The organism is Corallibacter vietnamensis (genome assembly GCF_039537875.1).
Lineage (GTDB): Bacteria > Bacteroidota > Bacteroidia > Flavobacteriales > Flavobacteriaceae > Corallibacter > Corallibacter vietnamensis.
This window is the reverse complement of sequence record NZ_BAABBI010000001.1, coordinates 607,609-620,356: the sequence shown is the minus strand read 5'-3', so window position 1 is coordinate 620,356 and position 12,748 is coordinate 607,609. Positions and strand designations below refer to the sequence as shown.

At 31.2% G+C, this 12,748-nt stretch carries 11 protein-coding genes and 1 tRNA gene; 7 read left to right on the top strand and 5 right to left on the bottom strand.

The genetic code is table 11. The features are described 5' to 3' along the window. Window positions 1-46 precede the first annotated feature (46 nt). From ABD690_RS02835 to ABD690_RS02825, 3 genes are all read left to right on the top strand, one after another. Window positions 47-778, top strand: a complete 732-nt coding sequence (locus tag ABD690_RS02835) for an OmpA family protein (RefSeq protein WP_344726834.1) — start codon at window positions 47-49, stop codon at window positions 776-778. A gap of 57 nt (window positions 779-835) precedes the next feature. Then, window positions 836-1,192 carry a DUF6686 family protein gene (locus ABD690_RS02830; protein WP_344726832.1) on the top strand — a complete coding sequence of 119 codons (357 nt, stop codon included), beginning with the start codon at window positions 836-838 and terminating at the stop codon, window positions 1,190-1,192. A 65-nt stretch (window positions 1,193-1,257) separates the two neighbouring features. Next, window positions 1,258-2,526 (top strand): MFS transporter, encoded by a 1,269-nt coding sequence (locus ABD690_RS02825; protein WP_344726830.1) that lies wholly within the window; start codon window positions 1,258-1,260, stop codon window positions 2,524-2,526. Here the strand turns inward: ABD690_RS02825 and ABD690_RS02820 are convergent. Then, the gene (locus ABD690_RS02820) at window positions 2,523-3,275 is read right to left on the bottom strand and encodes a UDP-2,3-diacylglucosamine diphosphatase (RefSeq protein ID WP_344726828.1); all 753 of its coding nucleotides are present in this window, start codon (window positions 3,273-3,275) and stop codon (window positions 2,523-2,525) included. The genes ABD690_RS02825 and ABD690_RS02820 overlap by 4 nt on opposite strands. Window positions 3,276-3,307: 32 nt before the next feature. After that, on the bottom strand, window positions 3,308-3,757 hold the full coding sequence (locus ABD690_RS02815) for a 6-pyruvoyl trahydropterin synthase family protein (RefSeq protein ID WP_344726826.1): 450 nt from the start codon (window positions 3,755-3,757) through the stop codon (window positions 3,308-3,310). A gap of 116 nt (window positions 3,758-3,873) precedes the next feature. Here ABD690_RS02815 and ABD690_RS02810 point away from each other — a divergent pair, with 116 nt between their 5' ends. Beyond that, window positions 3,874-4,515: a 2OG-Fe(II) oxygenase gene (locus ABD690_RS02810; RefSeq protein WP_344726824.1), complete on the top strand. Its 642-nt coding sequence runs from the start codon at window positions 3,874-3,876 to the stop codon at window positions 4,513-4,515. A 108-nt stretch (window positions 4,516-4,623) separates the two neighbouring features. On the opposite strand, the gene ABD690_RS02805 is transcribed toward ABD690_RS02810, so the two are convergent. Next, a complete protein-coding gene (locus ABD690_RS02805) occupies window positions 4,624-5,958 on the bottom strand; it encodes an MATE family efflux transporter (RefSeq protein ID WP_344726822.1) in 1,335 nt (444 codons plus the stop codon). 94 nt (window positions 5,959-6,052) lie between these two features. Between ABD690_RS02805 and ABD690_RS02800 the strand changes: the two genes are divergently transcribed. The 3 genes from ABD690_RS02800 (at window position 6,053) to ABD690_RS02790 (ending at window position 9,381) form a co-directional block, all read left to right on the top strand. Further along, window positions 6,053-6,850 (top strand): universal stress protein, encoded by a 798-nt coding sequence (locus tag ABD690_RS02800; RefSeq protein WP_344726820.1) that lies wholly within the window; start codon window positions 6,053-6,055, stop codon window positions 6,848-6,850. A gap of 7 nt (window positions 6,851-6,857) precedes the next feature. Then, window positions 6,858-6,931 (top strand) — tRNA-Ala (locus ABD690_RS02795). 98 nt (window positions 6,932-7,029) lie between these two features. After that, window positions 7,030-9,381, top strand: coding sequence for a hybrid sensor histidine kinase/response regulator (locus ABD690_RS02790; protein ID WP_344726818.1), 2,352 nt, complete (start codon window positions 7,030-7,032; stop codon window positions 9,379-9,381). On the opposite strand, the gene ABD690_RS02785 is transcribed toward ABD690_RS02790, so the two are convergent. Together ABD690_RS02785 and ABD690_RS02780 are read right to left on the bottom strand one after the other, a co-directional pair. Further along, window positions 9,378-9,917, bottom strand: coding sequence for a hypothetical protein (locus ABD690_RS02785; protein ID WP_344726817.1), 540 nt, complete (start codon window positions 9,915-9,917; stop codon window positions 9,378-9,380). The two genes, ABD690_RS02790 and ABD690_RS02785, sit on opposite strands and share 4 nt — an antisense overlap. A 47-nt stretch (window positions 9,918-9,964) precedes the next feature. Beyond that, the gene (locus ABD690_RS02780) at window positions 9,965-12,712 is read right to left on the bottom strand and encodes a PD-(D/E)XK nuclease family protein (RefSeq protein ID WP_344726815.1); all 2,748 of its coding nucleotides are present in this window, start codon (window positions 12,710-12,712) and stop codon (window positions 9,965-9,967) included. Between the last annotated feature and the right edge of the window lie 36 nt (window positions 12,713-12,748).

Below are 12,748 nucleotides of genomic sequence, written 5' to 3'. Positions count from 1 at the left end.
AACTTACACCATTAGTTTTTATATAAGCCTTGCAGAGAAATCTTCATTGGCAATTCAAAATATAGAAATGCTATTTACAGAAGAGCGCGTTGGTGTTGCAGCACAAGGTGTTTCGGTTTTTAATAGTCCTAAAGGAAGTTATAAGAAGTTTAATAATCTTACCGAGAAATATATTAATCCTTCAGAGCTGCAAACTCAAAATAATGTTATTCATAATATAGAAACAACAACTTTTTATGACGACACATTAGCTTGGACTAAAGTATCCTTTACTTATAAGGCAGAAGGATTTGAAAAGTATTTTACCATCGGGAACTTCAATGCTAATCAAGAAACGAAAACAAAACAAGTTCGTAAAGATTTTGAGCATCCATTTGCGTATTATTATTTAGACGAAGTCTCTGTTGCTCCCAATAATAAAGTATATAAAACAGATGTTGTGTATGTTTTTAAAAATGTGCTTTTTGAGTTTGATAAAGCGATTTTGATAAAAGAGTCCACAGAAGAGCTTGATAAGTTATATGCTTATTTGTTAGAGAATGATGATGTATTTGTAGAAATTTATGGACATACTGATGCTATTGGATCAAAAAAGCATAACGAAGTACTATCAAAAAGTAGAGCAAAAGCAGTTTCAGATTACTTAATAAATAAAGGCGTAAAAGCATCAAGAATTTCTTGGTATGGATATGGGAGTTCAAGGCCTAAAACAACAAATAAAACAGATGCAGGTCGTGCAATAAATCGTCGTGTTGAGTTTAAGCTAATAAAAGCATGATTATTTATTTAGATTTATTCTAAATAATAGTATATTTGTTTATAAAAGCAAACAAATATGGAAAACGATATCTATAAAATTTACCACAATAGTTTTGGCATTTCGTTTCAGTGGATGCATTCAGAATCTAAAAAACGCCATAAAAAAATTCAAATAGTATTTAGAAATATGGGCTTTTATTTATCTAAAAATGAGATAAAAGAATTTTATAACTGCATTTATCACGCAAAACAGTCACAACCATGTTCTTGTTGTAAAGATTGTGATAGCAGAAACATACTTGTAAGAACACCTAGTGACAAGGTAGATATAGCCCTTAATACAGAAGAGTTAACACAAGTTGAAGACTTAATAAAAGGCACGTTATTTCAATTAGATTTAGATAATTACTTGCACAGTTTGTGTAAAAATTAAATTCATCATAAAAGCTTTTAATAGCAACGTATCATATTGTACTTTTGATGCTTCTATTTTTTATTATGGCTAAAAAAGACCCATATGCAGCACTCCGAATAAAGGAGTTTAATATATTTCTTCTAGTACGTTTTGCTTTAGTATTTGCTTGGTCTATGCAATTTATTGTTATAGAATGGCAGGTTTATAGTATTACTAAAAATCCATTATCGTTAGGAATTATTGGTCTTATGGAGGTTATTCCGGCTGTTTCTATGGCGTTGTTTGCAGGTCATGTTGTAGATCAGAAAGAAAAACGAAACTTATTAGTAAAATGTATTATTGGGTTTTCTGTTATAAGCTTTGGGTTGTTTCTATTAACTTGGCCCGAAATAATTGCAGGTTGGGAAACCAATACCATATTGTATAGTATCTACTTTTTGGTCTTTCTTGGCGGATTTGTACGAGCGTTTATTGGCCCAACAGTTTTCTCTCTAATTGCTTTAATTGTGCCAAAAAAATTATACCCAAATGCAGCTACTTGGAGTAGTACAACATGGCAAATGGCTTCAGTTTTAGGACCTGCTTTAGCAGGTTTTTCAATACACTGGATTGGCGTACATTGGTCAATGTGCCTTATTTTTGGTTTCACAGTAATGGCATTAATAGCGCTATTTAAAATACCTAAAAAGCCAATAATGAATCCTAAAATAGGTGAACCTATAGGAAAAAGTCTTAAAGAGGGATTGCGCTTTGTTTTTAGTACTAAAGCCATTTTAGGAGCACTTACTTTAGATATGATTGCCGTACTATTTGGTGGTGCAGTAGCTTTACTTCCTGTATTTGCTCAAGATATTTTAGAAGTAGGTTCTCAAGGGTTTGGAGTACTACGAGCAGCACCTGCCGTAGGAGCCTTTTTAACTATGCTGGTTACTGCATATATGCCATTAAGTAAAAATGCTGGAATGAAACTATTGAGTGCTGTTTTTGGTTTTGGTGTTTGTATTATTGTTTTTGGATTATCTGAAATATTTTGGATTTCACTAGTTGCACTATTTTTTAGTGGAGTAACTGATGGTGTTTCGGTTGTAATACGTCAAACAATTTTACAGTTAAAAACTCCAGATCATATGCGTGGTCGAGTATCATCAGTAAACTCTATGTTTGTAGGATCATCAAACGAGTTAGGCGCTTTTGAGAGTGGATTAACTGCTAAACTTATGGGAACAGTTACTGCGGTAGTTTTTGGAGGAACAATGACCTTAATAACAGTTGTTACAACAGGATTGGTATCTCCGTCATTTAGAAAACTTGACTTGACTAAAGATATTGAAGAAAACGAAAAAGACGTTTAATACGTTTTTAATTCAAAATTTTCTCCATCAAAAACACCATAGGTGTAATAATTTATCCAATCACCTAAATTAATATATTTTGAGGTTGTGTTGAGGTCTATTTCAAGCGGTAAATGTCTGTGACCAAAAACAAAGTAATCACGATGTTTGCTTTCAAGTTTGCGTTTGCAGTATTGCACTAACCATTCATTATCTTCTCCTAAAAATTTAGCATCATCATCGCCAGAAATCAGCTTGTTTTTTACTGATAAATGCTGTGCTAATTTTACACCTATATCAGGATGAAGCCATTTAAATAACCATTTAGAAAACGGATTGGTAAACACCTTTTTCATGCGTTTATAACCTTTGTCATTTGGGCCTAAACCATCACCGTGTCCAATAAAAAAGATTTTATTGTTAAATGTAAATTCTTTGGGTTTATGGTAAACAGGAATGTTGAGTTCTTCTTCAAAATAGCCATTCATCCATAAATCATGATTTCCTACAAAATAGTAAATAGGAATACCTGAATCAGAGATTTCTGCCAGTTTGCCAAGGGTTCTTGTAAATCCTTTAGGAACAACTGTTTTGTATTCAAACCAAAAATCGAACAAGTCACCCAAAAGAAAAATTGCAGCAGCATCTTTTTTTATCTCGTCTAGCCAGGCTACAAATTTTTTTTCACGAGGAAGCGATTCTTTACTCGTTGGCGCTCCTAGATGATTGTCTGATGCGAAGTATATTTTTTTTCCTTTAGGAATATTCATGGTTTTAAATAATGATTAAAGATAATCAAAGATTAATTATCTGTTGCATACCACTCGGCATAAGAACTTTCTGTTTCTTGTAGTTTTAAAGCGAATAAACTAATGTTTTCAGGAAGGCGTTTTTTTATTTTTTCAGCAAAGTCAATAACCATCATTTCGCTTGTTGGCTGGTAGTTTACTAAAAGCACATTATGTCCTCTGTCTTTAAGCTCTTTTGCAAGCTCAACATGAGGTGTGTTTTTATTAAAAACAGTGGCGTGATCAAACACATCAACAATATCTTCTTTTACAATCTTTTTTAGATCGCTAAAATCTATAACCATACCAAATTTAACATTTGAGGTATCAGAAATAGGTTCTCCAATAACCGTTACAGAAAGCTTGTAGCTGTGGCCGTGAACATTTTTGCATTTACCGTCGTAGCCATAAAGCGCATGACCTGTTTCAAACGAAAACTGTTTGGTGATTCTAATTTTACTCATGGTTTAAAAAAGTTTCGCTACAAAGGTATTGATTTTGTAAAAGCAATTGCTTTTTAGATTACATTTGCGCGCTTTTTTTTAATAATAGCGGTTAAGTAATTCTTATTTATAGTTTTATGAATCATCTTTTTGAAGAGATTAATTTTGTTGAAAATCCGCTGTATGAAAGCATTATAGCAGATATAGCAACCAAACAATATAGCATTGTTGAAGGATTTTTTACTGACGACGAAGTATCTGTTTTAAGAGGTTCTCTTCTAGAAAAGTATGAGGAAGACGCTTTTAAGAAAGCAGCTATAGGGAATAGAGTTAATGAAACCATTATAAAGTCTATTCGTGGTGATGTGATTTTATGGATGGATGAAACACGTGCTTCTTTATCAGAAATGATTTTTTTTGATAGAATAAATGATCTTGTAAACTATTTAAACAGAACGTGTTTTTTAGGGATTTTACAAAAAGAATTTCATTATGCTATTTACCCAAAAGGCACGTTTTACAAACGCCATATTGACACATTTCAAAACGACGATAGACGCAAACTTTCTATAGTTTGCTATTTAAATCATGAAGATTGGCAACCAGAAAACGGCGGCGAATTGGTTTTGTATTTAAATGAGAATGGTCAAGAAGAGGAGAAGGTTATTTATCCTTTTCCTGGTCGTGTGGTTATTTTTGAAAGCCAAATAATAGAACACGAAGTAAAACCTGTAGATACTAAAAGATTGAGTATTACAGGATGGTTAAAAACACGTTAATGATTAGCGTCTTTTGTTTCTGTTATATACATAAATAATAACCAATACAATGGCTAAAATAAGAAAGAGTCTATTGCCCATAATGTTTTTTTTTAATAGGGTATAAAATTACGTTTTTTGTGCTAGTGGCAAAAAAAGTTGCCTGAATTTTATAATTAAAGGAATGCCTCTAGCAATAATCCAAAAAGTCATAGCAATAAAGATTCCGTAGAGTTTATAATCCAAATGATCCAAAACAAGTAGTATTGGAACAAAAACAATTCCTGTTGCAAATAATAATAGATTCCTTAAAAACTTCATTTTACCCAAGCCTTTAAACATACCATCAAAAATAAAAGCTAAAGAGCAGAAAGGTTGCATGAGCAAAACAATCCAGAAAACATTATAAAAAGCCTCTAATACGTTTTTATCATCTGTAAATATTTCTCCAATTGGATAATAAAAAATAGCACCAAGTAAGCCAATTGCAAGACCTAAAACAACACCATATTTTATAAGCTTGTTACTTAAACTTATTAATAAGCCGTATTGTTTTGCGCCATAAAGTTTACCAGAAAGAATATTTCCGGCACTTGCATAGCCATCAATTAAAAAAGCACCAAGAAACCAAATGTTTATGGCAATGGTATATGCGGCAATATATTCTTTACCATAACCAGTAGCAAAAGAGCTTCCTAGGTATAGCGTTACATTAAGCGCTATGGTTCTTACAAATAGGTTTAAAACCATTATTAAGAATTTGCCAATTTCTTTGTTTATTGGGAGACTTACCTTTAGAGGAATAGGTGTTTTTTTCAGTAAGTAATATGCCGAAATTACAGCCATCAAAAATTGAGCAATTAAGCTAGCATAAGCTGCACCTTTGATGTGCATGGCAGGAATTAAGCCTTCTATTCCGTAAACCAAAATAACATCTAAAACAATGTTTGATACAGCACCAACAATAGCAATAATCATTGGGTAGTATGTGTTTTGTAAACCTCTAAAAGCACCAAATACAGCAATGGTAAATAGTGTAAATGGGAACCCAAACACACGAATTTTATAATAAGATACACAGTATTCTAAAATTAACCCTGAGGCATTATAAAGTTTAAAAACAGCATTAGCAAATGGATATGTGCCAATGATAATCAATATACTAATAGATGTAATTATTAAAATAGCTTGACTTGGCAACGATTTTACTTCATCAAGTTTATTAGCTCCTAAATATTGAGATATTATAGATGATATAGCGCTTCGTGTTTGTCCAAATACCCAAATAAGCATAGATAAAAATGTAGCAACAATGCCAACAGCCGCAAGAGACTCTGTAGCATTTATATCAATATTACCAACAATAGCGGTATCTGTTAGTGATAAGATAGGTTCTGAAACACCTGCAATGAGTGCAGGTATAGCTAATTTGTTAATATTTTTTAGTTGAATGCTCTTATTCACAGTTTTTAATAAAGAAGGTAAGATGTTATGCAATAATGCTTTTTGTGTAAATTTGTGCTTAAATTTTGTAAATTTAGTTTTTTAATTAATGAATATGAAGAATATTTTAGTTCCTGTAGGATCATCAACAAATGCCGTAAATCATTTACAATATGCTGTGGATTTTGCTAAAGCATTTGACGCCAAAGTTTATGTAGTTCAAGTCTACAATGTTTACACAAAAGCAGGTACAATGATTAAAATAGATCATATTTTAGAACGAGAAAGCTATGAGTTTTTAAAAAGACATGTAAGTCAAGTAGACACAAAAGGTGTTGATGTTATAATAAAAACGTTCAAAGGAAAACTGGTAGATACTATAGAGTTAATTTGTAAATCGTTAGACATAGATTTAATTCTTTTAGAGCCTAGAACAAACTCAATGAGAGATGAGGTTTACCTAGGCAAAACCTCGGGAAAAATAATTAAACAAACCAACATACCTGCATTAATAGTTCCTGAAGGCTACACGTTTAGGCCTATTATTTATATTTTAATGGCATTAAAATCAGCAGTTATAAAAAAGAATGATGCATTAGGACCTCTTAAAGTAATTAAGAATCAGTTCAAGTCTATTGTAAACTTACTATTAGTAAAAACACCTTTTCATAATGAAGGCGACTTTAACATAAGTGAAGATTTATCAGAAATAGTAACAAACACCACCTATAGTGAGAACGCAACAACGTTTCAAGGTGTTTTAGAACATTATAAAGATAATGATCCAGACATGCTATGCGTAGTAAGACGTAAACGAGGTTTTTTTACAAAACTATGGGAAAAAAACACCATCTTGAAAAAAGATTTTCATAGTTCAACGTTACCAGTTTTAGTATTAAGCGGATTAAAATAAGTGATTTGGGGATGTAGCTCAGCTGGCTAGAGTGCTTGACTGGCAGTCAAGAGGCCGTGGGTTCGAGTCCCATCTTCTCCACATTAAAGAGAAAACCTTTCGTTTTGTCGAAAGGTTTCTATTTTTTAAAACCTCCCTTTTATTAGGTTCGTATATGTTTTCCCTATTTTAAACTAACCATGAGATTAACATTAATAGCACTAATGTTCTGTTGTTCCCTTTATGCACAGAACAAAAAATTTGACCCAGAAAATAGCAAAGGCCAACTGTTTGAATACGCCACTTACACAAACGTAAAAGATAAAACTCTTGATATAAGTCAGGTTATAAACAACAAGAATTTAGTTTTTCATAAGCTAAACTCTGATAATCATAGTGTAGGTTTCACATCAAATAATTATTGGGTGACATTCATGTTGAAAAACACGACCAATAGCCCCAGAGTTTATTATCTAGAAACAGCAAGACCTATTACTGATCAGGCTGATTTGTATCAAATATCAGGCGAGAATATTACACATTATAAAAGTGGAGATCAAATTAGCTTTGATAAACGACAAGTAAATCATAGAGCAACTGTTTTTAAAATTGAACTTCCTGAGAATTCTACTCAAGAGTTTTACTTGCATTTTTTGAGTGATGGAGAAACGATAAATTTACCACTTAATTTATATAGCGAATCAGAGTTTTTTCAAGTAAACTATAACCAACAGTTATTTTTAGGGTTTTTTTATGGACTGCTTTTTTTAGCTGGTTTAATCTACTTGTTTTTTTACACAAGTTTAAAAGAAAAGTCTTTCCTTTATTATGGTTTTTATGTGTTTTCAATAGCTTTATTACAAGGAGCTTTAGATGGCTTAATATTTCAATATATCTTGCCACAAGGAGGCTACTTTAATAGTAGAGCTGTTATGATTTCAGCTCTATTTTCAAACTTCTTTTTACTAAAATACTGTGAGTATTTTTTAAAAGTAAAAAACATTATGCCTTTGTTTTATAAAGGATTTCAAGTGTCTTACAGTGTTATAGCTGTATTATTTGTCATGGTTTTTATAAATAAAACAACCTTAAAATTAACTTACCCTATAAGCAATATAAATGGACTTTTAAGCTTGATTTTAATATTGGCAACAGTGTTTTCTATGCGTTTTAAGCGTGTTGCTATAGACCGTTATTTCTCAATAGGTATATTCTTTTTAGTGATAGGTCTTTTAGGTTTTGTAATGAATAACTTAAGCTTATTGCCAAATAATTTTTACACACTAAATAGCGCAAAGTTTGGAGCTGGTTTTGAGGTGATTTTCTTATCGATTTCTATGACAAATCTGATTAAAAAATTACGATTAGAAAAAGAAAAATCTCAAGAGCTGGCACTTAAAAAATCTCAAGAAATAAGCCAATTAAAAACCTATTTTATGTCTAATATGAGTCATGAATTACGAACACCAATTAATGCAATTATGGGTGTGGTTCAAGAGCAGCTAGGCATCGAAAAGAATAAAGAAATAAGAAGCAACTTTGAAATAGTTAAAAACGCTTCTGTAAGCTTGTTAAGTACTATAAACGATATTTTAGATTTTGAAAAAATTGAAAAAAATGAGTTGCAACTAAAAAGAGCTGCGTTTAACCCATCATTAAAACTAAATCAAATAAGTTCTAATTGGGAACTTGAAGCAAAAAAGAAAGGACTTGATTATCAGTTTGAAATTGACTATCGTATTCCCGCAAAAGTATATGGTGACGCAGACCGTTTTTTACAAATTATAAACAATATTATTGGTAATGCGGTTAAGTTTACGCGGTCTGGCGCTGTAAAAGTTGTGTTGCACTGTAGCCCTTCTAAAGGTGGTTTTACAAGGTTTTCATTTCACGTATCTGATACAGGAATAGGTATTAATTCTGAACTTAAAGAAAGCGTTTATGATAGTTTTAGTCAAATGAGACAAGACCATAAAAGGCAATTTTCAGGTGTAGGTTTGGGGTTAACTATTGCAAAATATTTAGTAAAATTATTTAACGGAACTATTGCTATAGAAAGTGAAGAAGGCAAAGGAACTGATGTGTATGTTGATATACCATTAGAGCCTGTTGTAAAAAAAGCGACTAATTTTTCTAAAGAGACACATAAGGATATTAGCAAACCTCTTAAAATTTTGGTAGTTGAAGATAATGCCGTAAATCAAATGATTATGAAAAAACTTTTAGGCGCATATTCTAAATTCTCAATTGTTATTGTTGAAAACGGATTGAAAGCTATAGAAGCTCTAAAAGAAGGTGTTTATGATGTTGTTTTAATGGATTTGCAAATGCCAATAATGGATGGTTATGAGGCAACAAAAATTATAAGAAGTGGCGATTTAGTAGGAGCTACAAATATTCCTATTATAGCAGTAACGGCTGATGCTATGCAAGAAACGAGACAACGTGTTCTAGATTTTGGAATGAATGATTATATGACTAAACCTGTTAATAAAGAGCTTTTATATAAAAAGATTACCCAACATTATGATAATAGCTTGAGTGTGGTTTAAAGCCTATAGATTTGTGTTTTTAAGTCATTAAAATTTTTAACATCATTTAGGTCTTTGTTGTCTATTTCATATAAATCAGCAAATGTTTTAAATGTAGTTTTGTCATTTCTTGTTCTAATGCTTCCTTTTGGGTAGAAACGCCTTTTTTTGATAAATGCTTGTTTTGTTATCCAGCCACAAATAGTAACAATCTTTTTTCTTTTGTGATAACTACAAAAGATATATATGTCTGGTTTAAAATAATCTTGAAGTTTCAAGAAGTTGTTTGTGTAGTTAGGTTTTACATGCGTAGTTCTACCCATAGTTTTTACATCAATAGTTTTGTTGTTTACTATCAAATCTACACCGTTATCAAAACCCGAATTGCCAGTAATTTTTTCTAAACCAAATAAAGACATAACTACGCATTGCCCAATGATTCCTGTTAGTTGTTGTTCTTTTGTGCCGTTTGCAGTATATCTATGACCAAAGTTGTGAGTTTCCAATAATGACTCACAATGTGATATAAGCGAATTTTTAACAGCGACTGTAAACATTTGTCTTTCTAAAACAAAAATTATAGCCTTAAGATAGTAAAAATGAGTTAGATATCTTTCTCGGTAAAAGGAATTTCAAGATTGCATATTTCAAGAATCATTTTTTTTAGTTCTAATAAATAACAATCAAGCGTATCATTTGTAATACTGGTGTTCTTTTTTGCATAGGAACCTGCCCGATCCTTTTTTGCAAATTTTAAAAAGCCAGCGCTTAAGTTTTTAAAAGAAATAATACCAGCTTCAATAGGTGTTGTAAATGGTGTTTTTGCATGCATTAAATAAGCATAAGTAAGTACTTGAAAACTTTTACTGTAAGCATCATAGTCTGTTGTTAGCTCTTCCCAGTTTATTACTTCAACCTTATTTTGCTCAACTTTTCCTGACTTATAATCTATTATCCTGGTGATTCCATTACGCTTATCAATACGGTCAACTTTTCCTGTTATGTATACAGGAAAATTTAATTCAGGAATTTCTATTTGAGATCTATTTTCGGTTTCTATGGCAACAATTTCAATACTGTTTCCGTCTTTTAAATCTTGTATTTCTAAATCTAAAAAATTAGAGATGTAACGTTTTGCAATTTCAAAAACAATTAAGTTTTTTCCTGTGCTTATGTCACCTTCTTTATACAAATCCTTAAAATGATGTTTTACTGTTTCATCAATTTTAGGGTGCATGTTTAATACGGCGTTTTCCGTTAGTTGCTTTCCTTCGTATGGCTTATAAAAATCTTCTAGCGTATTGTGAATAACAGTACCAAGTGTGTTTGCAGCGACTGTTTCTTCTATATCATCATGTTCTTTAATTTTTAAAACTTTTTGGTAATAAAAATCAATAGGGTTTCTTATATAGCTAGTTAATGCTGAAGGAGAAAAGCCTTTTAATGCGTATTTTTTAATTTCATCAAGAACATCATTATCTTTTTTTATGCTTATTATATTTTTTGATAAAACAGGTGTTTGGGGTGCTACTATTTTTTGAGAAATAGTGTGAATTCCTTCAAGCTCTAGCTGTGTTATAAACCTACTTTTTTCTCCTGTGTTAAAAGCATCTACCTCCGTGTTGTAAATAACATAAATGTTTTTAGCACGTTGTAATAGTCTGTAAAAATGATATGTATAAACAGCATCTTTTTCTTTGTATGTAGGAAGCTTGTTTTCTAATTTTACATCAAAAGGAATAAAAGAATTGTTACTTTTTCCTGCAGGTAATATACCTTCGTTCACTGATGATATAATTATGGTTTCAAAGTCTAGTACACGAGATTCTAGCATTCCCATAATCTGTAATCCATCTAGTGGTTCTCCCTTAAAATCTAGTGTTTCAGATGCAAGAAGTTCTTTGTAAATACTAAATAACGTTGCAACATTCTCAATATGTGCATAGGTTGCATTTAGCCTTTCTAATTCAATAAAAAGGGTGTTAAACCTAAAAAGATATTCTAATTGTAGTAAGTTTTTTTCTTTGTCTTTATCTAGATGTTCTTTTATGGTTAAAATAAGAGATTTACAGTTGTTTATAGCAACGTTTGCAGATGATTCCCAGTTACCAAACAACACATTTATTAAAGCGTCATAATTTGGCGCTATTTGCTTTAACTGTTCAATAGAAAGATATATGATGTTATTTTCATTGATAGTTTTTATCATGCTTTCAGCTTGAGAATCAAATAAGGGCTTTATAAATGAATGCTGAATTATTTTTATTACATCTTTATAATAAAATCCTGTTGTTACTTTTTTATGTATTTGAAATATACTTTCAAACAGAGCAGCTAATGGGATTGATTTTAGTGGAAATCCCATTGTAATATTGACAGTTTGAATGGTGTCTGGAATAGAGTTTAATAATGGCATTAAGAGCTGTTCTTCTCCTAAAACTACGGCTGTTTTTTTTAACTCACTTTGATCTTTAGAAAGCTGTTTTAGTAATGACCCTATGTATTTTGCTTGACCTACTTGTTTAGGAACACCTATAACATTTATGTTCTTTTTTAAGCTGTAATTATTAGTAATCCAATTAAACGGATTGGTTTTATAATGTTTCCAGTTGCTTGTATGCTGCCTAATAAATAGTGAGGCATCATGGTTTTTGTCGTTAAAAAAAACCTGATCAATATCCCAATATATTTTGGCTAAATCATTTTGAAGTAACTCTTGTATTATTGTTTCTTCTGATTTGTTAAGAGCATTAAAACCAAGAAATACATGCATTTTATTTGTGCTGTTTTGTATATAGCTTTCAATATTGTCTACAGCTTCTCTATATATTAATCCTTGATAACCTATTTTCTTATCTACAAGGCTGGATGTAAATGCTTCGTAATATATTTTTAATCTATTCCAGAAATAAAGGTAGTTTTTTATAAAAGTTGTTTGGTTTTCTTTATTTGACCAGTGTTTTAAGTCTTGAATAGCACTTAAATAGTCAAAGAGATGATCTTGTGTTATGAGGTATCTATCTATTTCATTGAAGTCCTGTAAGAGAATTTGCGCCCATTTAGCAAACGAATCAAAAGTATCTGTTGCCTCTTTTTTAGTTAATTTTTTATAGGTTTCATAAAACTCAAAAAGAAGCTCTGTGTTAGAAACAGATTTAAGTTGAGATAGCTCACTTACAAATTCTTCAATGCTTATTATTTGTGGAGAAAACAGTGTCTTTCTTTCTACTTTAGAAAGTTCGTGTCTTAAAAATATACCAGCACGTTTGCTAGGTAATACAAATATAAGCTCCGATAAGTTATACTTATTGGTGTGTAAATCTTTTAGTACATCATTAATAAAACTAGTCATTGTATAAAAATAAAAAACGCTCCGAAATATCGGAGC